The sequence below is a fragment of the Amycolatopsis sp. NPDC000009 genome (genome assembly GCF_055563465.1).
The window spans coordinates 1-20,741 of the sequence record NZ_JBVHDI010000025.1 but is presented as its reverse complement, the minus strand read 5'-3'; the positions used below and the strand labels follow the sequence as shown (position 1 = coordinate 20,741).

At 69.5% G+C, this 20,741-nt stretch carries 25 protein-coding genes; 19 read left to right on the top strand and 6 right to left on the bottom strand.

Annotation, left to right across the window (positions count from 1 at the left end; genetic code table 11):
* The first annotated feature begins 265 nt into the window (after nt 1-265).
* From ACZ3HL_RS39215 to ACZ3HL_RS39165, 11 genes are all read left to right on the top strand, one after another.
* Nucleotides 266-2,281, top strand: coding sequence for a neutral/alkaline ceramidase (locus tag ACZ3HL_RS39215; RefSeq protein ID WP_465536676.1), 2,016 nt, complete (start codon nt 266-268; stop codon nt 2,279-2,281).
* A gap of 17 nt (nt 2,282-2,298) precedes the next feature.
* Complete coding sequence (locus ACZ3HL_RS39210) at nt 2,299-3,258, top strand: sphingomyelin phosphodiesterase (RefSeq protein WP_465536675.1); 960 nt, start codon at nt 2,299-2,301, stop codon at nt 3,256-3,258.
* Nucleotides 3,259-3,292: 34 nt separating this feature from the next.
* Nucleotides 3,293-4,597, top strand: coding sequence for an MFS transporter (locus ACZ3HL_RS39205; protein WP_465536672.1), 1,305 nt, complete (start codon nt 3,293-3,295; stop codon nt 4,595-4,597).
* Complete coding sequence (locus ACZ3HL_RS39200) at nt 4,594-5,994, top strand: pyridoxal phosphate-dependent decarboxylase family protein (RefSeq protein ID WP_465536670.1); 1,401 nt, start codon at nt 4,594-4,596, stop codon at nt 5,992-5,994. Before ACZ3HL_RS39205 ends, ACZ3HL_RS39200 begins: the two co-directional genes overlap by 4 nt.
* 76 nt (nt 5,995-6,070) lie before the next feature.
* Nucleotides 6,071-6,502: an SRPBCC family protein gene (locus ACZ3HL_RS39195; protein ID WP_465536668.1), complete on the top strand. Its 432-nt coding sequence runs from the start codon at nt 6,071-6,073 to the stop codon at nt 6,500-6,502.
* Entirely contained in the window at nt 6,492-6,827 is a 336-nt protein-coding gene (locus ACZ3HL_RS39190; RefSeq protein ID WP_034306386.1) for an ArsR/SmtB family transcription factor, read from the top strand. Before ACZ3HL_RS39195 ends, ACZ3HL_RS39190 begins: the two co-directional genes overlap by 11 nt.
* Entirely contained in the window at nt 6,824-7,273 is a 450-nt protein-coding gene (locus ACZ3HL_RS39185; protein WP_465536666.1) for an SRPBCC family protein, read from the top strand. Before ACZ3HL_RS39190 ends, ACZ3HL_RS39185 begins: the two co-directional genes overlap by 4 nt.
* Nucleotides 7,270-7,962, top strand: coding sequence for a DUF899 domain-containing protein (locus tag ACZ3HL_RS39180; protein ID WP_465536664.1), 693 nt, complete (start codon nt 7,270-7,272; stop codon nt 7,960-7,962). Before ACZ3HL_RS39185 ends, ACZ3HL_RS39180 begins: the two co-directional genes overlap by 4 nt.
* A gap of 21 nt (nt 7,963-7,983) precedes the next feature.
* Nucleotides 7,984-9,399 (top strand): class I adenylate-forming enzyme family protein, encoded by a 1,416-nt coding sequence (locus ACZ3HL_RS39175; protein ID WP_465536662.1) that lies wholly within the window; start codon nt 7,984-7,986, stop codon nt 9,397-9,399.
* Nucleotides 9,400-9,449: 50 nt separating this feature from the next.
* Entirely contained in the window at nt 9,450-10,301 is an 852-nt protein-coding gene (locus tag ACZ3HL_RS39170) for an LLM class flavin-dependent oxidoreductase (protein ID WP_465536660.1), read from the top strand.
* A gap of 53 nt (nt 10,302-10,354) precedes the next feature.
* Nucleotides 10,355-10,651 carry a hypothetical protein gene (locus ACZ3HL_RS39165; protein ID WP_125794207.1) on the top strand — a complete coding sequence of 99 codons (297 nt, stop codon included), beginning with the start codon at nt 10,355-10,357 and terminating at the stop codon, nt 10,649-10,651.
* Nucleotides 10,652-10,914: 263 nt separating this feature from the next.
* On the opposite strand, the gene ACZ3HL_RS39160 is transcribed toward ACZ3HL_RS39165, so the two are convergent.
* From ACZ3HL_RS39160 to mrf, 4 genes are read right to left on the bottom strand one after another with little or no spacing between them, the layout of a single operon-like run.
* A complete protein-coding gene (locus tag ACZ3HL_RS39160; RefSeq protein ID WP_465536658.1) occupies nt 10,915-12,012 on the bottom strand; it encodes a GTP-binding protein in 1,098 nt (365 codons plus the stop codon).
* On the bottom strand, nt 12,009-12,167 hold the full coding sequence (gene rpmF / locus ACZ3HL_RS39155) for a 50S ribosomal protein L32 (protein ID WP_465536657.1): 159 nt from the start codon (nt 12,165-12,167) through the stop codon (nt 12,009-12,011). Before rpmF ends, ACZ3HL_RS39160 begins: the two co-directional genes overlap by 4 nt.
* Complete coding sequence (locus tag ACZ3HL_RS39150) at nt 12,167-12,424, bottom strand: type B 50S ribosomal protein L31 (protein WP_465536656.1); 258 nt, start codon at nt 12,422-12,424, stop codon at nt 12,167-12,169. The genes rpmF and ACZ3HL_RS39150 overlap by 1 nt, the downstream gene beginning before the upstream one ends.
* On the bottom strand, nt 12,421-13,674 hold the full coding sequence (mrf, locus tag ACZ3HL_RS39145) for a ribosome hibernation factor-recruiting GTPase MRF (RefSeq protein WP_465536654.1): 1,254 nt from the start codon (nt 13,672-13,674) through the stop codon (nt 12,421-12,423). Before mrf ends, ACZ3HL_RS39150 begins: the two co-directional genes overlap by 4 nt.
* Before the next feature lie 84 nt (nt 13,675-13,758).
* On the opposite strand from mrf, the gene rpmB reads away from it, so the two are divergent.
* The 6 genes from rpmB to cobA all read left to right on the top strand — a co-directional run bounded on the left by rpmB (nt 13,759) and on the right by cobA (nt 16,457).
* Entirely contained in the window at nt 13,759-13,995 is a 237-nt protein-coding gene (gene rpmB / locus ACZ3HL_RS39140) for a 50S ribosomal protein L28 (RefSeq protein WP_005149951.1), read from the top strand.
* Nucleotides 13,995-14,162, top strand: coding sequence for a 50S ribosomal protein L33 (gene rpmG, locus ACZ3HL_RS39135; RefSeq protein ID WP_240598784.1), 168 nt, complete (start codon nt 13,995-13,997; stop codon nt 14,160-14,162). Before rpmB ends, rpmG begins: the two co-directional genes overlap by 1 nt.
* Nucleotides 14,162-14,467 carry a 30S ribosomal protein S14 gene (gene rpsN, locus ACZ3HL_RS39130; RefSeq protein ID WP_125678321.1) on the top strand — a complete coding sequence of 102 codons (306 nt, stop codon included), beginning with the start codon at nt 14,162-14,164 and terminating at the stop codon, nt 14,465-14,467. The genes rpmG and rpsN overlap by 1 nt, the downstream gene beginning before the upstream one ends.
* On the top strand, nt 14,464-14,712 hold the full coding sequence (gene rpsR, locus ACZ3HL_RS39125) for a 30S ribosomal protein S18 (protein WP_465422176.1): 249 nt from the start codon (nt 14,464-14,466) through the stop codon (nt 14,710-14,712). The genes rpsN and rpsR overlap by 4 nt, the downstream gene beginning before the upstream one ends.
* 65 nt (nt 14,713-14,777) lie before the next feature.
* A complete protein-coding gene (locus tag ACZ3HL_RS39120; RefSeq protein ID WP_465422175.1) occupies nt 14,778-15,185 on the top strand; it encodes an ankyrin repeat domain-containing protein in 408 nt (135 codons plus the stop codon).
* Nucleotides 15,186-15,239: 54 nt separating this feature from the next.
* On the top strand, nt 15,240-16,457 hold the full coding sequence (cobA, locus tag ACZ3HL_RS39115) for a uroporphyrinogen-III C-methyltransferase (protein WP_465422174.1): 1,218 nt from the start codon (nt 15,240-15,242) through the stop codon (nt 16,455-16,457).
* On the opposite strand, the gene ACZ3HL_RS39110 is transcribed toward cobA, so the two are convergent.
* A complete protein-coding gene (locus tag ACZ3HL_RS39110; RefSeq protein ID WP_465536652.1) occupies nt 16,445-16,999 on the bottom strand; it encodes a GNAT family N-acetyltransferase in 555 nt (184 codons plus the stop codon). The two genes, cobA and ACZ3HL_RS39110, sit on opposite strands and share 13 nt — an antisense overlap.
* Nucleotides 16,989-17,876: an alpha/beta fold hydrolase gene (locus tag ACZ3HL_RS39105; RefSeq protein WP_465536650.1), complete on the bottom strand. Its 888-nt coding sequence runs from the start codon at nt 17,874-17,876 to the stop codon at nt 16,989-16,991. The genes ACZ3HL_RS39110 and ACZ3HL_RS39105 overlap by 11 nt, the downstream gene beginning before the upstream one ends.
* A 128-nt stretch (nt 17,877-18,004) precedes the next feature.
* Between ACZ3HL_RS39105 and ACZ3HL_RS39100 the strand changes: the two genes are divergently transcribed.
* Nucleotides 18,005-18,847, top strand: a complete 843-nt coding sequence (locus ACZ3HL_RS39100) for a crotonase/enoyl-CoA hydratase family protein (protein WP_465536649.1) — start codon at nt 18,005-18,007, stop codon at nt 18,845-18,847.
* 40 nt (nt 18,848-18,887) lie between these two features.
* Nucleotides 18,888-20,591, top strand: coding sequence for an AMP-binding protein (locus ACZ3HL_RS39095; RefSeq protein ID WP_465536647.1), 1,704 nt, complete (start codon nt 18,888-18,890; stop codon nt 20,589-20,591).
* Nucleotides 20,592-20,741 lie beyond the last annotated feature (150 nt).

Genomic DNA, 20,741 nt, shown 5'->3' with positions numbered 1-20,741 from the left:
GTGTTTTTTGTCTTACCCCCACACATCATAAAAACATGACCTCCTTCTGGTCCCCCCCCCCCCCCCCCACGCCGCTTCTTCGCTTGGGCACGGCTTGGACATCGGAGGTCCGGGCGGCTCGACTGCCCTGTTCGCCGCGGGTGATGCGGGGAAAGGCCCCTTCAGTCCCCGCACCTTTCGTGGGTTGCGACAGTGAGGCCCATCACGTAGCGTCCCGGCCACGAACATGAAGTCGGTTCATGTTCGTGGCCGGGAGGTGCGACTCATGACGGTGAGCCGGAGGCGGGTTCTCGCGGGCGCGGCGGCGTTGCCCGTCGCGGTGGGCGTGCTCGGCGCCCAGCAGGCACAAGCGGCGCCGGCCCGGGGTCTCCGCGTCGGCGCAGGGATCTCCGACGTCACCGGCCCGGCCGCCGAGAACGGCATGATGGGCTACTCGATGCCGCAGCAGCAGACCGCCGGCATCCACCTCCGCACCCGGGCACGCGCCTTCGTCGTCGACGACGGCACCAAGCGGATCGCCTTCGTCACCGCCGACCTCGGCGCGCTCTTCCAGTCCGTCCACCAGGGCGTGCTGCGCAAGCTCCAAGCCGCGTACGGCGAGCTCTACACCGAGCAGAACGTCCTCCTCAACGCCACGCACACCCACTCCGCATGCGGTGGGGATTCCCATTACGCCGCCTACGATCTGGCGATCCTCGGCTTCCAGCAGCAGGTGTACGACGCGCACGTCGACGGGATCTTCGAAGCGATCAGCCGGGCGCACGCGAACCTCGCGCCAGGGTCCATCCGGCTCGGCCGCGCCGAGCTGACCAAGGCGAGCGTCAACCGCTCACGCAAGGCCTTCGACCTGAACCCGCAGGCGGACAAGGACCACTTCCCGCAGGCCATCGACCCGGCCGTCACGGTGCTGCGGTTCAGCCAGAACGGCGTCGACGTCGGCGCGATCAGCTGGTTCGCCACGCACGGGACGTCGATGAGCAACGGCAACCACCTGATCAGCGGCGACAACAAGGGGTACGCCGCCTACGAATGGGAACACGACCACGCCGGCGTGCGGTACCTCGACGGGAATCCGCGGTTCGTCGCCGCCTTCCCGCAGACCAACACCGGCGACATGAGCCCGAACCTGAACCTCGAACCCGGCACCCCCGAAACCGAGTTCGAGAACACCCGCACCATCGGCGACCTCCAGTTCCGCGCGGCGAAGAGCGCGTTCGACGCGGCTGCCGAGGCCGTGACGGGCGGCGTCGACCACCGGATGTGCTACGTGGACATGTCCGACGTCGCCGTCGACGCGAAGTACACCCCGAACGGGCGGCCGCAGCGCACCTGCACGGCCGCGATCGGGGTGTCGATGCTCGCGGGAAGCCGCGAAGACGGCCCCGGTCTCCCGCTCCCCGAAGGGGTGAAGAACCCGTTCATCGACTGGCTCGGCGGCATCGACGCGCCGATCCCGCAGGCGCTCGCCGACGCGCACGCGCCGAAGGTGATCGCCGTGCCGTTCGGCGCGATGAAGCCGTATCCGTGGACGCCTGAGGTCCTGCCGCTGCAGCTCGTCCGGATCGGGCAGCTGCATCTCGTCGCGGTGCCCGCCGAGCTGACCATCGTCGCCGGACTGCGCCTGCGCCGGACCGTCGCCGCCGAACTCGGTGTCCCGCTGGAGAACGTGCTCGTCCAGGGGTACGCCAACGCGTACAGCCAGTACGTCACCACGCCCGAGGAGTACGACTCGCAGCAGTACGAAGGCGCGTCGACCCTGTACGGCCGGTACACGCTTCCGGCGTACCAGCAGGAATTCGCCAGACTCGCGGCCGCGATGAAGGCGGGCACGGCGGTGCCGCACGGGCCGACGCCGCGGGATCTGCGCGGCAAGCTGATCAACTTCCAGCCCGGGGTCGTCTTCGACAGCCCGCCCGCGTTCAAGAACTTCGGTGACGTCCTGCTCGACGCGAAGAGCACCTACGTGCGCGGCGAACAGGTCGCGGTCGAGTTCGTCACCGGGCATCCGAAGAACGACCTGCGGCGCGGCGGCACGTTCCTGGAGATCCAGCGGCTGGTCGACGGCACGTGGGTCCGGCACGCCGACGACGGCGACTGGGACACGAAGTACCACTGGGCGCGGACGTTCGTCGCCGAATCGAAAGCCGTCGTCCACTGGAAGATCCCCGCGAACGCCCCGATCGGCAAATATCGCGTGATCCACTTCGGCAACTGGAAGAACGGCTGGAACGGGGCGATCTCCGCGTTCAGCGGGACTTCGCGGACATTCGTCGTCTCCTGACACCGGAAGGGGCCCTCGTGCGGAAACTCGCCGTACTCGCCATCGCCGCCGCGATGTTCGCCGGAACCGCCGTGCCCGCCCAAGCGGCGGTCTCGCTGAAGGTCATGGCGTTCAACATCTGGCAGCTGCCCTGGATCGCCAGTCCGAACACTTCGGACAAACAGGCCAGGGCGCGCGCGGCGGAGGACGTCATCCGCGCGAACGACGCCGACGTCGTCGTCCTGGACGAGGCTTTCAGCGCCCAGGCAGAGGAACTGCGGAACCGGCTGAAGGACGTCTGGCCGCATCAGACCCCGCTCGTCGGACAGCACTGCGGCACCTCGCCCGGCTGGACCACGGTGAACGGGAACTGCTCGAATTCCCCGATCGTGGTCAACGGCGGGGTCACCGTGCTCAGCAAGGCGCCGGTGACCGAGCAGCACCAGCTGGTCTTCCGCAATTCCTACTCGGGCACCGCGGACTACCTGTCCAACAAGGGTGCCGCACTCGCCCGCCTGGTCGTCAACGGGAAACCGGTGTGGATCGCGGGCACGCACATGCAGGCGGACGAGGGGCCGGAGACGCTGCCGAAGGCGCACGAGATCCGGATGGCACAGCTGGGCGAGATCCGGGACCTGGTCACGAAATACGCCCCCGCGAGCGAACCGGTCGTCATCGCGGGCGACCTGAACATCGAGTACTGGGCGGGGCAAACGCGCAAGGACTCCCTCGGCCGGACCCAGGTCCAGCAGGGCGAAGCCTTCCTCGACGGCGTCCTCCGCACGACGGGCGAAGGTGCGTACACGTTCGACGCGGCCACGAACCCGAACGCGGCGAAGTCCGTTCCGGCGACCTACCGCGACTCGCTGGACTACGTCGGCACCGTGCGCGCGGGCGGCCGTCCACTCGCCGCTGTCGGCCCGGTACAGCTCGTGCATCACGACGGTGGCACGATTCCCTCCGACCACTACCCGGTGGTGGCCAAGATCCAATACTGAGGCCTTCATCGGGAGAACCGCCTCGAGGAGGATCATGGCATCGCTGCCAGCACGGACGAGGTACCGCTACTCGCTCGGCTCGTTCGTCACCGGCGCCTTCGGCACGGTTCCCGGCCTGCTCCTCCTGAAGTACCTCACCGACACGATGGGCGTCGCGGCGGGCGTGGCCGGCCTGATCGTGTTCGTGCCCAAAGCGTGGGACGTGCTCTTCAACCCGATCGCGGGAAGGCTGTCGGACGCGGACATGGTCCGCACCGGCAGCCGCCGCCGGTTCCTGCTCTACGGCGGAATCGGCGTCTCGGTCCTCTTCGCGGCCCTGTTCGCGCATCCCGGTTTCGGCGGCCCCGTGCCCGACGCGATCTACGTCGTCGTCGTATTCCTGTTGTGCGCCACGGCGTACGCCTTCTTCCAGGTGCCGTTCAACGCGCTGCCCGCCGAGCTGACGGACTCGGCCGAGGAACGCACCAAGCTCACCAGCGTCCGGATCGGTTTCCTCGCGGTCGCCATCCTGGTCTCCGGCGGTGGCGCGCCAGCGATCACCGATCTCATCGGCGGTGTGGCCGGCTACCGGGTCATGGGCCTGTTCATCGCCCTGGTCATCCTGCTCGCGACACTCGGCGTGTACTTCGGGCTGAAGGGCGCCCCCGTCGGCGCGTTGCGGCCGAACACGGTCAGCCCGCGCGAACTGCTCCGGACACTCGCGCGGTGGCGGCCGTTCCGCTGGCTGCTCGGCGTCTATTTCATCCAGGCGCTCGGCATCGGGACGGTGCTGGCCGCGATCCCGTTCTTCGCCGAGCGGATCCTCGGCAGCTCCGGCTACTCGACGGTCCTGTTCGTCGGTTTCGTCGGCCCCGCACTGCTGACCATGCCGCTGTGGCCGAGGCTCGGGGCGAGCGTCGGGAAGCTGGCCGGGTTCCGGATCGCCACCGCCGCGTTCGGCGTCGGCCTGCTGGGGCTTCTCGGCGCCGAGGTGTTCCCGTTCGCCGTCACGATGGTGTTCGTCGCGTTCTGCGGTGTCGGTTATGCGGGCATCTCGGTGTTCCCGCTGGCGATCCTGCCCGACCTGATCAGCGACGAAGAGGAGCGGACCGGCGAGACCAGGGCCGGGGTCGCGGCCGGTGTCTGGACGGCGTCGGAGACGCTGGGGCTCGCGCTCGGGCCGGGCCTTTGGGGGCTGGTGCTGCAGTTCGGCGGCTACCAGTCCAGCCTCGACGCCAAGGTCGCGCAGCCGGACAGCGCCCTCACGGCGATCCTGCTCGGCGCGTCGATCCTGCCTGCCGTGCTCATCGTGCTGGGCATCCCGCTGCTGCGCAGGTCCGTGCTGGAGCGCCGCGCGTGACCGCCGAGGACGTCCTGCGGGAACTGCGGGAGCTGCGCTCGGGGGACTTGCCGACGCACGGAGGCCGGACGCTCGCGTACGTCTACGACAGCGGCCTGTCCGAAGTGGACGAACTCGGCGCGGCCGCGCACGCGCTGGCGTCGTCGGCCAACGGTCTCGACCCGACGGCGTTCCCGAGCCTGCTGCGGATGGAGAACGATCTCGTCGGTACCGCCGCGCGCCTGCTGGGCGGAACGGCGGAGACGGTCGGATCGGTGACTTCGGGCGGCACGGAGTCGTGCATGCTCGCCGTCCTGGCCGCCCGCGACGCACGTCCGGACGTGTCTTCGCCGAACATTGTGCTGCCCACGACCGCGCACGCGGCGTTCCACAAGGCGGCGCATTTCTTCGGTGTCCGAGTGGTTTCGGTGCCGGTCGATCCGGTGACCTTCCGCGCCGTCCCGGAGGCGATGGCCGTCGCGGTCGACGACGGCACGGTGCTCGTCGTCGCGAGCGCGCCCTCGTACGCCCACGGCGTCCTCGACCCGATCCCGGAGATCGCCGCGCTGCTGGACGGCGTCCGGTTCCACGTCGACGCCTGCATCGGCGGCTGGGTGCTGCCGTACCTGGGGCCCGGGCCGTTCGGCTTCGACGTCCCCGGCGTCACCAGTGTCTCGGTCGATCTGCACAAGTACGCGTACTGCCCGAAAGGCGTGTCGGTTCTCTTGCACGCCAACGCCGACCTTCGGCGTCCGCAGTACTTCGCCAGCGCAGACTGGCCCGGCTACACGATGCTCAACACCACGCTGCAGAGCACGCGATCGGGTGGCCCGCTCGCCGCGGCGTGGGCCGTCGTGCGGCACGTCGGCGAAGAGGGTTACGCGAAGCTGGCTTCGGCGGCGCGTGAGGCTGCCGTGGAGATCCGGGCCGGGATCGAGGCGCTGGACGGCTTGCGCGTCCTCGGTGATCCGGTGTCGACCCTGCTCGCGTTCACCGTGGCGGACGACGCCGGGTTCGACCTGTTCACCGTCGCGGACGAGATGCGCGAGCGTGGCTGGTACGTCCAGCCGCAGTTCGCCCACGAGTCGTCGCCGGCGAACCTCCATCTGACCGTGACGGCCGCGAACCGCGGGAGCGAGAAGGACTTCCTGGCCGATCTCGCCGCGGCTGTCGTGGCTGCCCGTGAAGCGGGGCCGGTCGTCGTCGACCCGCGGGTGGCCGAGTTCGTCGCGGCGCTGGACCCGGCGACGCTGACGCCGGAGCAGTTCGCCGGGCTGCTGGCGGCCGCGGGTCTCGGCGGCGCCGCGGGCCTGCCCACCCGGATGGCGGAGATCAACGCGTTGCTGGCCACCGCACCCGGCCCCTTGCGGGAGCGGCTGCTGCTCGAATTCCTCGGCGCGCTGTACACGGCTTCCTGAAACCGGACTTGACGCAATCGCCCGGTTGCTATACAAAGTTATAGCAACCGATTGATTGCTACTTGAGGAGGCTGTCGTGGGATTCCCCGACCGGATCGAACGCACCGTCGAAATCGCCCACCCGCCCGCGAAGGTCTGGGCCGCGCTGACCACGGCCGAGGGCCTTGGCACCTGGTTCGGCAACCAGGCGAGCATCGACCTGCGGCCCGGTGGTGAGGCCGAGATGAAATGGGACGAGGGGCACCAGGCGAACATGCGCGTCGAGCGCGTCGAAGAGCCGGAGGTCTTCGGCTTCACCTGGCACATCTACGGGCTCCCCGACGAAGACCCTCGCCGCACCTACGTCGAGTTCACCCTGGTCCCGAATGGCGAAGGCACCCGGCTCACCGTCGTCGAGTCGGGCTTCTCCCAGCTGCCGGACGACGCGCACCAGGCCGCGTTCGACGGGAACACGAAGGGGTGGGCGGCCGAGCTGGGCGAACTGATCGAATACCTCGATGCCGCCTGACAACGAAACGATCGCCGAACAGGTCTTCGTCGCCCTGGCCGACCCGAGCAGGCGGAGCATTCTCGCCGTCCTCGCCTCGGGCGGCCCGGCCACGGCGACCGACCTGGCCGACCGGCTGCCGATCACGCGGCAGGCCATCGCCAAGCACCTCGCCCTGCTCACCGACGCGGGCCTGGTGATCCCGGAACAGGGGGAGCGGCGCCGCGTCCGCTACCGGCTGCACTCGGCCCCGATGCAGGTCGCCCAGCAATTCCTCGCCGCGCTCGCCCGGGATTGGGACGGGCCGCTCGCGGCTCTGAAAGACCATCTGGAGGGTTCATCATGAGCTTCACGACGAGTTTCACCGTCGACCAGACGCCACAACAGGTCTTCGACGCCTTCACCGACGTCCGCCGGTGGTGGTCGGAAGACGTCGAGTACACCGGAGACGAGTTCGAGTACCACTACGAGGAGGTCCACCGCTGCCGGATCCGGATCACCGAATCCGTGCCCAGCCGCAAGGTCACCTGGCTGGTCCTGGAAAACCACTTCGACTTCACCCGCGACGAGACCGAATGGGTCGGTACCACGATCACGTTCGAGATCGGCGAGAAGGACGGCAAGACCGAAGCGCGCTTCACCCATCACGGGCTGGTCCCGGAATACGAATGCTTCGACGTCTGCCACAAGGCTTGGACCTTCTACGTCGGTACGAGCCTGCGTGAGCTGATCACCACCGGCGAAGGACAGCCGAACCGGCAGAGCGTCCTGCCCGCGGAGCTGGCGCGATGAACACGGTGTCCGCGGCCGAATGGGAAGAAGCGCGCCTTCGGTTGCTGGTGAAGGAAAAGGAACTGACCCGGGCCCGTGACGCGCTCGCCGCCGAGCGGCGCCGGATGCCGTGGCTCGCGGTCGAGAAGCCGTACGAATTCGAAGGGCCGTCCGGCACGGTCGACCTGCTCGGTCTGTTCGAGGGACGCCGTCAGCTGATCGTCTACCGGGCCTTCTTCGATCCCGGTGTGGAAGGTTTCCCCGACCACGCCTGCAAAGGTTGCTCGCTGGTGGCCGACCAGGTCGCCCACGTCGCGCACCTGAACGCCCGTGACACCACCCTGGCCTTCGCCTCGCGAGGCACGCAACCGGACATCGCGCGGCTGAAGACGCGGATGGGTTGGACGATGCCCTGGTACACGATCACCAGTGACTTCGACGTCGACTTCGGGGTCGGCGAATGGCACGGCACCAACGCCTTCATCCGCGAAGGCGACCAGGTGTTCCGGACGTACTTCGTCCACGATCGCGGCGACGAGGCGATGGGGAGCACGTGGAGCTACCTCGACATCACCGCGCTGGGACGGCAGGAGGAGTGGGAGGACTCGCCGGAGGGCTATCCGCAGACGCCACCGTACGAGTGGTGGAACTGGCACGACGCCTACGAAGGCGCCGCTTCGCCCGGCGGCGGGTGCTGCTCGGGGTCCTGACCGTGGGTTAGGGTCCGGCCGGTGGAGAGTCTGTTCTTGACCCGGGTGCTGGACGCGCTGCGCTCGGGAGGCGACGAGGTGCTGTTCGTCCAGGACGGCGTGGAGACCGGCTACGCGCAGGCGTTCGACCTGGTGCGCCGGATGTACGCAGGACTGCCGGAGCGCGGGGTGGTCGCCATCGACGCCGGCAACCGGCCGGAAACCGTCCTCCTGCAGATCGCCGCGCAGCTGCGAGGTGCGACGGTGCTGCTCGTCGCCGCGTCGGCGAGTTCGCCGGATCGCCTCGCCGCGGTCGAGGCGGCCGGGGCCACGGCCCTGGTGACCGAGCAGCCGTCGGACTGGCCCGCGGGCGACCCGCGGGTGATCACCCTCGACGAACTGACGGACCGCGACGGTACCGACCCGGCGGGGCTGCCGGAGTCGGTCACCGTCGTCTTTCCCACCGGCGGGACCACCGGTGCGCCGAAACTCATCCGGCACAGCGGGATCTACGACGGGATGGCGCATATCTTCGCACCGGATCCGGCGGGGCCGGGACGCACGCTGCTGATCGCGCCGATGACGCATATGACCGGCAACGCCACCGTACTGGGGGCGATCCTGGGGCGGGAGAGCGTCGTCCTCCTGCGGGGCTTCGACGCGGGCACGGTACTGGACGCGATCGTGGAACACCGGATCACCGCGTTGTCCCTCACTCCCGCGCGGCTGGCCGAGGTGCTCGACCATCCGGCCGTGACGACGAGCGACGTCAGCAGTGTGCGTCGGCTTTCGCTGGGTGCCGCCCCGCTTCCGCCGCGTCGGCTGGCTCAGGCGATCGAGGTGTTCGGGCCCGTGGTCGGGCAGGGATACGGGCTCACCGAGGCGCCGATGATCGCGAGCATCTCCTCGGCGGAGCTCAGCGGGCGGCCGGAGCGGCTCGAATCCGTGGGCCGGATCGTGCCGGGTATGGAGGCCAGGATCGACGACGGGGAGGTCCTGGTGCGCGGACTGTCCATGATGGTCGGTTACCACGGGTCCGCGCCGATCGGGGACGGCTGGCTGCGGACCGGTGACCTCGGCCGGTTCGACGACGAGGGGTATCTCTACCTGCTGGACCGGGCGAACGACGTCATCATCACCGGCGAGCACGGCACCAAGGTGTACTCGACCGTGGTCGAGAACGCGCTCGCGCGGCATCCGCTGATCCGTTCCGCGGCCGTGTTCGGTGTGCCGGGCGAGGGCGGCGAGGGCGAGCGGGTCCACGCCGTGGTGGTCGCCTCGGGAGCGCTGTCGGCCGAAGAAGTCCGGGCACATGCCAGGGAGTTCTTCGGGCGGGAGCATTTCGTACCATCCGAAGTGGACTTCGCCGGCGCGCTGCCGCTGACGGCGATCGGCAAGGTCGACAAGCGGGCGCTCCGGGAGCCGTTCTGGGCCGGGCACCGGCGGCACATCGCCTGACGTGATCCGGGCCTTGACCTCCAGTCAAGTGGAGGTCGCACGATGGGCTCATGAAACTGGGTGTGATCCTCCCGTCCGGCGACCTGCGTGTCTCCGCCCGGCAGGCCGAGGACGCGGGCCTCGACAGTGTGTTCCTCGGCGACCACCTGATGACCGGCCGTCCCTCGCTCGACAGCACGGTCGGGCTGGCGGTCGCCGCCGCGGTCACGACCCGGATCCGGATCGGGCTGAGCGTCTTCGTCCCGGCGATGCGGCCGTTGGCTTGGGCGGCCAAGCAGATCGCCACGCTGCAGCAGGTGTCGGGCGAACGGCTGATCCTCGGCATCGGCTCGGGCGGGGGAGAAGCCCAGTTCGCCGCGGCCGGGGTACCGTTCGGCGAACGCGGCCCGCGAACCGACCAGGCGCTCCGCTTGCTGCCGGATCTGCTGGCGGGCAAAGAGGTCCGGCTCGGAGACGCTGTCGTCGAATTGGCGCCGGCGGTGGCGGTCCCGCCGATCTGGGTCGGCAATCGGGGCAGGCTCGTGCTCCAGCGCGTCGTGGAGCACGGCACCGGGTGGTTCCCGTCGCTCCTGCCGCCGGACGCCGTCGCCGACGGGCGGCGACGGCTGACGGATCTCGGCCTCGCGAACCCGGTGATCGCGGTCGGCGCCACCGGCGCGCTGGGCGAAGGCGCGGACCTGCCGACCGCGGCGGATCTGGCGGCAGGGATCAACGACGCCTACGGGATGCCGCTCGACCAGGCGCTCTCCTTGCCGCTGACCGGTTCCGCCGAGGCCGTCGCCGAACGGCTGGCGGCGTACCGGGAGGCGGGAGCGGCCCACCTCGTCGTCGGGCTGGCGGGCCCACGCTGGGCCGACCAGGTGCGGACACTCGGTCGGGTGAGAGCGCTGCTGGGCCCGTAGGCCGGTGCTACGGTCCGCCTGATCAGGCATTTCCGCTCAGGAAGGACCCGGTGATGACTGCCGCGCACACCGAACACGCCGGCCATACGCACGCTCACGGCGAAGGATGCGGCCACGTCGCCGTACCCCACGGTGACCACGTCGACTACGTGCACGACGGGCACCTGCACCGCGCTCACGACGGGCATTTCGACGAGTGCGAGACCGGCGACCACATCCCGCACCAGGGTCACGACCACGCTCATGGCGAGGGCTGCGGCCACGTCGCGGTGCCGCACGGCGACCACGTCGACTACCTGCACGACGGCCACCGCCACGCCGCGCACGGGGACCACTACGACGACCACTGACCCTCGCCCTCGTGAGTGGTAAGGACGGTTAGCACCAAAGGTGGCTTAGGTACCTACCGCCGGTGCACGGGCGGCGGTTTCGCGTGACTGGCCGGACGACACGCGTGCCTGGATGGACGACACGCGTGATTGGACGGACGACTCGCGGCGGAACCCCGGCCGCGCGGTCGTGTCGTCCGGTCGGTCACGTGACATCGCCGGTCAAAGTCTCGTGAGTGGTAAGGACGGTTAGAACCGTCCTTACCACTCACGAGGCGTACTGCTCAGTGGACGTGCACCGCTTCCCATTCCGGGAACGGATCCGCCCCGGCCGGACCGGCGGCCAGGCAGGACCGGAGCGAGTCCAGCAGAGCGTCCTTCTCCAGCCCGATGCCGATGAACACCAGCTCCTGCCGCGGCACCTCCTCGACGCCCTGCGGCTCGAACCGGGCGACCGAACCCGCCTGCGACCACAGCCCGGTCACCCCGGGCCTCGACGCCAGCGAGAAGAACCCCTTCGACCGCAGGACCGTCCCGAACTCCCCGGTGTCGAGCCGCCCGACGAAGTCCCACAGGCGCTCGGCGTCGAAAGGAAGCGAGGCGCGGAAGACCACGCTGGAGATCCCGTACTCCTCCGTCTCCGGAACGTGATCGCCGTTGAGTTCCGCCACCCAGCCGGGTGCCTCCTGCGCCCGCTCGACGTCGTAGCGCCCGGTGCCGAGCACCCGGTCGAGCGGGACCCGGCCGTGCGTCGAGACGACGACGTCGGCGGCCGGGTTGAGCCGCCGCAGCACCGCCGTCAGCCGCTCGAGGGAGACGGCCGGAACGAGGTCCGCCTTGTTCAGCAAGAGGACGTCCGCGAACTCGATCTGGTCCATCAGCAGGTCACTGACCGTCCGCTCGTCCCCGTCGTACTGGTCGAGCCCGCGTTCGGTCAGCGCGTCTCCGGACGCCAGTTCCCGCTCGAAGTTCACCGCGTCGACCACGGTCACCATCGTGTCGAGCCGCGCGGAGTCCAGCAGTGTGGCGCCGTCCTCACGGGCGAAGGAGAACGTCGCCGCCACGGGCATGGGCTCGGAGATCCCGCTCGATTCGATGAGCAGGTAGTCGAACCGGCCGTCCTCGCACAACCGGGCGACCTCTTCCAGCAGGTCGTCGCGCAAGGTGCAGCAGATACAGCCGTTGGTCATCTCGACGAGCCGTTCCTCGGTGCGGGACAGGCTGTTCCCGTCCCGCACCAGCGCGGCGTCGATGTTGACCTCGCTCATGTCGTTCACGATCACCGCCACCCGCAGCCCTTCGCGGTTGGCGAGGACGTGGTTGAGCACGGTCGTCTTGCCCGCGCCGAGGAAGCCGGACAGCACCGTGACCGGCGTCGTCATTCCCCACCCTGATGGAAATGCTTCATCAGCTTGCGCGGCACGAGTTTCGTCTCGCCGTTCACCTTGATCGGCACCAGATCCGGCACGGCCGCCTTCCACTGCGAACGCCGGGACCGGGTGTTGCTGCGCGACAACTTCCGCTTCGGGACGGCCATTACTTCGACCCTCCGCGGCGTCCGTAGCGGCGGTGGAACTTCTCGACCTGCCCGGCGCTGTCCATGATCCGCTGGTTGCCGGTCCAGAACGGGTGCGACCACGAGCTGATTTCGACGTTCACCAGCGGATAGGTGTTGCCGTCGCTCCACTCGATGGTCTGCTCGGAGGTGGCGGTGGAGCGGGTCAGGAAGGCGTCCCCGGTGGAGAGGTCCTTGAACACCACCGGGTGGTAGTCGGGGTGGATTCGGAGTTTCACTGCGTTTCGTCCTTTCGGTTCGACGCGTTCACGTCGTGCTTGTCGGGGTCGGTTTCCGTGTCCTCGCACGGTTCTTCGTGCCACTCGCCGAACGGATCCGGGTACTGGAGCCATTCCCGCTCACCGGCGGCGAGTTCCTCCTCGGTCAGCAGCGCCCCGTTCAGGGCGGCTTCGATCTCGTCCGGGGTGGCCTGATCGGTGACGACGACCAGTTCCTGCGCGCGGTCGCCGAACAGCGGGTCCCAGCGCAGGGAGGCGAGCGTGCGGCGCTCGGGGGAGACGTCGGCCCAGTCCGGGCCGTCCGGCGCGGCGAGCCACGGCCCGGCGTGCCCGACGCCGAGGCCGCCGCCCGCGGATTCGATCCACAGCGCCATGTCCGGCTGGCTCGCGACCCAGAGCCGCCCCCGGGTGCGGACGACGCCGTCGAGCAGGACGTCGATCGCGTCGTGGAGGCGCTCCGGGTGGAACGGGCGCTGCGAGGTGAAGGTGAGCAGGCCGATACCGCAGTCGGTGTGCAACGGCGGCTGGCCGCGCAGCAGCGGCCCGTGCATGTCGGTGACCTCGCCGCGCCGGGCGTCGGACGGGACGGCGTCGAGCACGGTCTTCCCGTCCACAGTGGACAGCTCGACGCGCGGGATGGACGGTGCGACGCGGTCGAGCACGGCCGAAGCCTTCGCCGCGGACCAGGCATCGGTCGCCGCTCCGGCGAGCACGAGCAGGTCGGCGAATTCGACCTGGGACAGCGCGACCTGGGCGACGGTGCGCTCGTCCTCCGGACTCGCCCGCAGGCTCCGCTCGGCCAGCGTGTCGTCGCCGGTGCTGTCGCCCAGCCAGCCCGTGCAGTCGACGACCGTCAGCACGGCCCGCAGGTCGACGTCCTCGATCACCGGCCGCTCGCCGACGAGGACGTTGTGCAGCGCCCAGCTGACCGGCTCGGGCTCCATCGCCTCGTCGAGCCGCACCACGATGCGCCGCACCTGCGGCATCTGGGACAGCTTGCGCAGCAACGGCAGCAGGTCCTCGCGCAACGTGCACGAGACGCAGCCGTGCGCGAGTTCGAGGACGGTCAGCTGGTCGCGGTCGCCGAGCCGGATCCGCCGCCGCACCACTCCGGAGTGAATCTGCCTCAGGTCGTGGTGCACGACGGCGGTACCCGGCTCGGCGAGGCGCAGCCGCTCGGCGAGGTCGGCGTTCGGTCCCGGTGCGAGGCCACTGATCAGGACGAGGGGCACGCGGGGGTTGTCGGTCACTGAAGCTCCGGGGCGTCGAGGGCGTTCTGGTTCGGCTGTGTAGAGTAAATGAAAACGACAACCGATATCAACTTGGGAGGGTATATGTCCGCCGTGTGCCAGGTCACCGGCCGCAAACCGGGCTACGGGAAGCAGGTGTCGCATTCGCATCGGCGCACGTCCCGGCGCTGGGAGCCGAACCTGCAGGCCAAGCGGTACTTCGTGCCGAGCGAGGGGCGCTGGGTCCGGCTGCGGGTCTCGGTGAAGGGCATGAAGACCATCGACAAGCGGGGGATCGAGGCCGTCGTGGCCGAGCTCCGCGCGAAAGGGGTGAAGCTCTGATGGCCAAGAGCACCGACGTCCGGCCGATCATCAAGCTCCGCTCGACCGCCGGCACCGGCTACACCTACGTCACCAAGAAGAACCGCCGCAACGACCCGGACCGCATGGTGTTGCGCAAGTACGACCCGATCGCGCGCAAGCACGTCGAGTTCAAGGAGGAGCGCTGATGGCCAAGAAGTCGAAGATCGCCAAGAACGAGCAGCGCAAGGTCGTCGCCGCGCGCTACGTCGAGCGACGGCGCGAGCTGAAGGCCACCATCGCCTCGCCCTCCGCGTCGCCCGAGGAGAAGGCGGCGGCCGTGTCGGCCCTGCAGGCGATGCCGCGCGACGCCAGCGCGACCCGGATCCGCAACCGCGACACCGCCGACGGCCGCCCGCGTGGCTACCTGCGGAAGTTCGGGCTCTCCAGGGTCCGGATGCGGCAGATGGCGCACAACGGCGAGCTGCCCGGCGTCACGAAGTCGAGCTGGTGAGCGCCATGGGCAAGGCGAACCGCGACCGTCCCTTCAAGCGCAAGACGAACCTGTTGCACGCCAACAAGATCACCGAGGTCGACTGGAAGGACGTCGACCTGCTGCGGAAGTTCATCTCCGACCGCGGCAAGATCCGTGCCCGCCGGGTCACCGGGCTCACGCCCCAGCAGCAGAAACAGGTCGCCACGGCGATCAAGAACGCTCGCGAGATGGCGTTGCTGCCCTACCCCAACGCGGGGCGCTGACGCCGCCGGTCCGGGCGGTGCGAGACGCCGCCCGGACCGCGGCCAGGCGTGGAAGAATCGGCCGCATGACGGAGAACCCCGGACAGCCCGAGGAATTCGATCCCGAACTGCTGGAGTTGTGGGCGAAGGTGTTCGGCTTCGCCCGCTCGGGCGCGACGGCCGAGATCGTCGCGTACGTCGACGCCGGCATCTCGGCGAACCTGACCAACGACCGGGGCGACACGCTGGTCATGCTCGCCGCCTACCACGGCCACGCCGAGACCGTCGCGGCACTGATCGAACGCGGCGCCGACCCGAACCGCGAGAACGATCGTGGGCAGAGCCCGCTGGCAGGCGCGGTGTTCAAGAACGAGCCCGAGGTCGTGAAGGCGCTCCTGAAGGGCGGCGCGGACGCGACGGCGGGGGAGCCGTCGGCGATCGACGCGGCCAGGATGTTCGGCAACACCGAGCTGCTGGCGCTGCTGGAGAGCTGAGGCGGTTCTCACTCGGATCGCGGTCCGGGGCGCTGAATCCTTACACTGCCCCGCATGGATGACCCGCATTACCTCTCCGGCCTCGACCTGGCCGGCCGTCGTGTCGTGATGATCGGTGGCGGGACGGTCGCCCAGCGCCGCCTGCCGCGGTTGATCGGTGCCGGCGCGCGGGTCGAACTGGTCTCGCCGCACACCACGCCGTCGGTGAGTGCCATGGCCGACGCAGGCGAGATCGTCTGGCACGAGCGCCGCTACGCCGAGGGTGACCTCGCCGGCGCCTGGTACGCGCTGGCGTGCACGAACGATCCCGAGGTCAACGCCGCCGTTTGCGCCGAGGCCGAACGCGCGCGGGTGTTCTGCGTCCGCGCCGACGACGGAGACCTCGGCAGCGCGGTCACCCCGGCCTCGGGCAGGCACGGCGGGCTGCTGGTCGGCGTGCTCTCGGGCGGCGAACCGCTGCGGTCGGCCACCGTCCGGGACAGCATCCTGGACGGTCTCCGCGCGGGCACCGTCGCCGACGGCCGCGTCCCGGACGCGCACGACGACCTCCCCGGTGTCGCCCTCGTGGGCGGCGGCCCCGGGGATCCGGAACTGATCACCGTCCGCGGACGCCGTCTCCTCGCCAGGGCCGACGTCGTCGTCGCCGACCGGCTGGCCCCGCGCGAACTGCTCGACGAACTCGCGCCCCACGTCGAGATCGTCGACGCCGCGAAGATCCCGTATGGCCGTGCCGCCAGCCAGGACGTGATCAACTCCACCCTGATCGAGCGGGCCAAGGCCGGCAAGTTCGTCGTGCGGCTCAAGGGTGGCGACCCGTACCTGTTCGGCCGCGGCTTCGAAGAAGTCCTCGCCTGCGCCGAAGCGGGCATCCCGGTGACGATGGTCCCCGGTATCACGAGCGCGTTCTCCGTCCCCGCCGCGGCGGACGTCCCGGTGACCCATCGCGGCGTCGCCCACGAGGTCGTGGTGGTGTCCGGTCATGTCGCGCCGGACGACGAGAAGTCGCTGGTGGACTGGGATCTGCTGGCGAAGATGCGCGGCACGATCGTGCTGATGATGGGTGTCGAGCGGCTCCCGCTGTTCGCCAAGGCGCTCCAGGCGGGGCGGCCGGGCGACACGCCGGTGGCGATCGTCGAGGACGGCACCATGCGCACGCAGCGGGTGCTCCGCTCCACTTTGGACAAGGTGGTCGAGGACGCCGCCACGGCCGGGGTGCGGCCGCCCGCCGTGATCGTGTTCGGGCCGGTGGCGGGGCTGGCTCAGCCCTCGTAGCCGGGGTTCGAGACGTAGAACCAGTCTGTCCCGTCGTCGCCGGGGGTGTCGAGGTGCTCCGCGCGGACCAGCCCGGCCCGCAGCGCCACCCGCTGTGACGCGACGTTCTCCGGCCGGACGCGGGCGATCACGAGGTCGTCCGGCCGGTGGACGCGGACCCAGTCCACGGCGGCGGTGGCGGCCTCGTCGGCGTACCCGAAACCCCAGGAAGAGGGGAAGAAGCGGTAGAAGAGGTTCAGGACGGGGCGGCGCCGGAAACCGACGATCTTCACCCCGCAGAATCCCAGCGGTTCCGCCGAGTCGTGCCGCCGGACCGTCCAGTACCCGAAGCCGTACCGGTTCCACTGGTGTGACCAGCGGAGCAGCAGCAACTCCGCCTCCTTACGCGTGTCCAGCAGATCCGAGGGGTTGTGCGCGCAGGCCTCGGGGTCGGTGTGGAGCGCGAAGATCGCGTCGAGGTCTTCGGGGCCAGGGCGGCGAAGGAGCAGCCGCCCGGTCCGCAGTTCCTCCGCGTCGCGGACCGGCGCCGGGTCAGCGGTCATGGCAGCGCGCGGAGAAGTCCGCGATGGCTTCGGTCAGGCGGGTCGGGTCGAACCGCAACTCGACCGGGCTGCGGGCCTGGACGAACTCGGCCGCCGGCATGTCCGCGGCCAGCGTGTCGGCGTCGCCGAAGGGGTGGATCGGATCGCGTTCGTGCCCGATGACCAGCGCCGGGATCTCGATCCTGCGCCGGATCGACTTGGGTGGCGCGATCCGGCCGAAGAGCACGCCGTGCAGGAGCGCGGCCATCGGCGCGGGTTCCTGGGACAGCGTGTCGGTGACGACGTCGACCCACTGGTTGCCGTGCGGCACGAGTTTCGCCGCGAGCGCCACACCCTGCACGGTCACCGGCAGGAACCGGGCGGCCATGAGCAGCGGCGCGAACGTGATCAGCCCCGCGACGATCGCGTTGTCCAGCACGGGCATCTCGACGACCAGGCCCAGCGCGCGCTCGGGGGCGGCGACGCCTACTTCGAGCGCGACGTTGGCGCCCAGTGACGTCCCGCCGATGACGGCGGCGTCGATCTCCAGGTGGTCGAGCAGCGCGACGGTCTGCTCCGCGAACGCGGGCATCGAGTACAGCCAGGAGTCGGTGGGCCGGTCCGAATCGCCGTGACCGAGCAGGTCGAGGGTGACCACGCGGAAACCGGCGCGGGCCAGCCTGCGGGCGAGCGGGGCGTGCATCCGCCGCGTCAGCATGATGCCGTGGGTGAGCACGACCACCCGGTCGCCGGAGCCGAACTCGGTATACGCGAGCCGGTGACCCTCATGGGTGAAGGATCCCGACAGCTCGATCGGCCGGGAGGAGCGTTCGCGTCCGCGCGCGGTGCTCGGAGCGGGCAGGTCGGCGACCGCGGTGGCGCTGCTGGCCGGGCTCATGTCCCACCGTCCTTCGTCGATCGTGGGTACTCACGGGTAGTACTCGTCGGTATCAGGAAAGCATCTCGTGGCCACCGTGGCACAGTGGCCGTTGGCAGCCTGTCAATCACATGAGTCAAGATGACCCCATGACCGCTACAGCTGACAGTCTTCCCGATCTCGTTTCGCTCAAGGTGGACGTCGACGGGCACGTCGCCGAAGTGACGCTGCTCGGCCCGTCCAAGGGCAACGCGATGGGCCCCGATTTCTGGCGTGAGCTGCCGATCGTCTTCCGCGCGCTCGACGCGGACCCGCAGGTCAGGGCGGTCGTGCTGACCGGGAGCGGCAAGCACTTCTCCTACGGGCTCGACCTGCCCGCCATGATGCCCGGCTGGGGCGAAATGCTCGGCGGCGACGCGCTGGCGGGTCCGCGGACGAAGTTCCTCGACGAGGTCAAGACCCTCCAGGCGAGCGTGTCTTCGATCGCGGAATGCCGCAAACCGGTCATCGCGGCCATTTCCGGCTGGTGCATCGGCGGCGGCGTCGATGTGATCGCGGCCGCGGACATCCGCGTGGCGAGCGCCGACGCGAAGTTCAGCGTGCGCGAGGTCAAGGTCGCGATCGTGGCCGACCTCGGCAGCCTCCAGCGGCTCGCGCCGATCATCGGCGAGGGACACCTGCGCGAACTGGCGCTGACCGGCAAGGACATCGACGCCGCCCGCGCGGAGAAGATCGGCCTGGTCAACGACGTCTACGCGGATCAGGACACCCTGCTGGCCGAAGCCCGCAAGCTGGCGGCCGAGATCGCCACGAACCCGCCGCTGGTCGTGCAGGGGGCCAAGAACGTGCTCTCGGCCAACACCGAACGTCAGGTCGCGGACGGCCTGCGGTACGTCTCGGCGTGGAACGCGGCGTTCCTGCCGAGCAAGGACCTCGGCGAGGCCGTGCAGGCGTTCCTCGAGCGGCGCGCGCCCGAGTTCAAGGGGGAGTAGAAAGAACCGGCGGCCGAACCAGCGGACCAGGAGGACGATCGTGAGCGCTTCGGAGGCATACCGCACGTTCCGCGAGGCACGGGACTACCTGCTAGCCCATCGCGAGGACTACGAAACCGCCTATCGGGACTTCACCTGGCCCCAGCCTGCCGAGTTCAACTGGGCGCTGGACTGGTTCGACGTCGTGGCGGCCGACCCGGCCAACCAGGACCGGTATGCCCTGTGGATCGTCGAAGAGGACGGCATCGAGAACCGCTGGACCTATCCGGAGATGGCGCGGCGGTCCAACCAGGTCGCGAACTGGCTGCGCTCACTCGGCGTGGCGAGGGGCGACCGGCTGATCCTGATGCTGGGCAACCAGGGCGAGCTGTGGCAGACGATCCTCGCCGCGATCAAACTGGGCGCCGTCATCATCCCGGCCTCGACCCTGCTCGGCCCGGCGGACCTCACCGACCGGGTCGAGCGGGGCGCGGCGAAACACGTGGTGATCCGGTCCGTCGACGCGCACAAGTTCGAGAACGTCGAGGGCGACTACACGCGTATCACCGTCGGTGAACCGGTCGAGGGCTGGCGGTCCTTTGTGGACGCCTACGAGGAACCGGACACCCTCACGCCCGAGGGCCCGACGGCGGCGGAAGACCCGCTCCTGCTGTACTTCACTTCGGGGACCACCGCGAAGCCGAAACTGGTGCAGCACACGCAGGTCTCGTACCCGGTCGGCCATCTGTCCACAATGTACTGGATCGGTCTCGAACCGGGCGACGTCCACCTCAACATCTCCTCGCCCGGCTGGGCGAAACACGCGTGGAGCAACGTCTTCGCGCCGTGGAACGCCGAGGCGACGGTGTTCCTGTACAACTACGCGCGGTTCGACGCGGTCTCGTTGATGGCGCAGATGGACCGGTGCGGCATCACCAGTTTCTGCGCCCCGCCGACGGTGTGGCGGATGCTCATCCAAGCGGATCTGACCGTGCTGAAGACGCCGCCGCGCAAGGTGGTCGGCGCGGGCGAACCGCTCAACCCCGAAGTGATCGACCAGGTGGAAAAGGCTTGGGGCGTCACGATTCGCGACGGTTTCGGGCAGACGGAGAGCAGCGTCCAGATCGCCAACACGCCCGGACAGGACGTCGTGCCGGGTTCGATGGGCCGCCCGCTGCCCGGCTTCACCGTGGCACTCGTGGACCCCGTCACCGGCGAACGGGCGCGGGAAGGCGAGATCTGCCTCGACCTCGACAAGCGACCGGTCGGGTTGATGGCCGGGTACGCGGACGACGAGGAACGGTCCGCCGCGGCCTTCGCGAACGGCCTCTACCACACCGGGGACGTCGGCTCGATCGACGAACGCGGCTACATCACCTACGTGGGCCGCACGGACGACGTCTTCAAGGCCTCGGACTACCGGATCTCGCCGTTCGAACTGGAAAGTGTGCTGCTCGAACACGAAGCGGTCGCCGAAGCCGCCGTCGTCCCGGCGCCCGACCCGATCCGCCTCGCGGTGCCGAAAGCGTATGTCGTCCTGACGAACGGGCACGAACCGACGGCCGACACAGCGGTGTCCATCCTGGCTTTCTGCCGGGAACATCTGGCTCCGTACAAGCGGATCCGGCGGCTGGAGTTCACCGAACTGCCCAAGACGATCTCCGGCAAGATCCGGCGCGTCGAGCTGCGCGGCCGCGAGAACGAGGCCTCCGAGCGGCCGGCGGGGGAGTTCCGCGAGGAGGACTTCCCGCAGCTGAAGGGCTGACCGGTCCGCCCCCTAACGATGCCCTGTCCGTGAAGGCCTCCTTGAGGGACTCTGGGTCCCTCAAGGAGGCCTAATGGGTTGTGTTCAGGCTGGTTTGGCAGGCTTGGATGTGGTGGCTGCTGGTGGGTGAGCACTCGTGAGGCCTGGGTT

Coding starts and splice junctions, on each gene's coding strand:
- ACZ3HL_RS39215 (WP_465536676.1), top strand. CDS start 266: ATGACGGTGAGCCGGAGGCGGGTTCTCGCGGGCGCGGCGGCGTTGCCC.
- ACZ3HL_RS39205 (WP_465536672.1), top strand. CDS start 3,293: ATGGCATCGCTGCCAGCACGGACGAGGTACCGCTACTCGCTCGGCTCG.
- ACZ3HL_RS39190 (WP_034306386.1), top strand. CDS start 6,492: ATGCCGCCTGACAACGAAACGATCGCCGAACAGGTCTTCGTCGCCCTG.
- ACZ3HL_RS39185 (WP_465536666.1), top strand. CDS start 6,824: ATGAGCTTCACGACGAGTTTCACCGTCGACCAGACGCCACAACAGGTC.
- ACZ3HL_RS39180 (WP_465536664.1), top strand. CDS start 7,270: ATGAACACGGTGTCCGCGGCCGAATGGGAAGAAGCGCGCCTTCGGTTG.
- ACZ3HL_RS39170 (WP_465536660.1), top strand. CDS start 9,450: ATGAAACTGGGTGTGATCCTCCCGTCCGGCGACCTGCGTGTCTCCGCC.
- ACZ3HL_RS39165 (WP_125794207.1), top strand. CDS start 10,355: ATGACTGCCGCGCACACCGAACACGCCGGCCATACGCACGCTCACGGC.
- ACZ3HL_RS39160 (WP_465536658.1), bottom strand. CDS start 12,012: ATGACGACGCCGGTCACGGTGCTGTCCGGCTTCCTCGGCGCGGGCAAG.
- rpmF (WP_465536657.1), bottom strand. CDS start 12,167: ATGGCCGTCCCGAAGCGGAAGTTGTCGCGCAGCAACACCCGGTCCCGG.
- rpmB (WP_005149951.1), top strand. CDS start 13,759: ATGTCCGCCGTGTGCCAGGTCACCGGCCGCAAACCGGGCTACGGGAAG.
- rpmG (WP_240598784.1), top strand. CDS start 13,995: ATGGCCAAGAGCACCGACGTCCGGCCGATCATCAAGCTCCGCTCGACC.
- rpsN (WP_125678321.1), top strand. CDS start 14,162: ATGGCCAAGAAGTCGAAGATCGCCAAGAACGAGCAGCGCAAGGTCGTC.
- ACZ3HL_RS39120 (WP_465422175.1), top strand. CDS start 14,778: ATGACGGAGAACCCCGGACAGCCCGAGGAATTCGATCCCGAACTGCTG.
- cobA (WP_465422174.1), top strand. CDS start 15,240: ATGGATGACCCGCATTACCTCTCCGGCCTCGACCTGGCCGGCCGTCGT.
- ACZ3HL_RS39110 (WP_465536652.1), bottom strand. CDS start 16,999: ATGACCGCTGACCCGGCGCCGGTCCGCGACGCGGAGGAACTGCGGACC.
- ACZ3HL_RS39105 (WP_465536650.1), bottom strand. CDS start 17,876: ATGAGCCCGGCCAGCAGCGCCACCGCGGTCGCCGACCTGCCCGCTCCG.
- ACZ3HL_RS39100 (WP_465536649.1), top strand. CDS start 18,005: ATGACCGCTACAGCTGACAGTCTTCCCGATCTCGTTTCGCTCAAGGTG.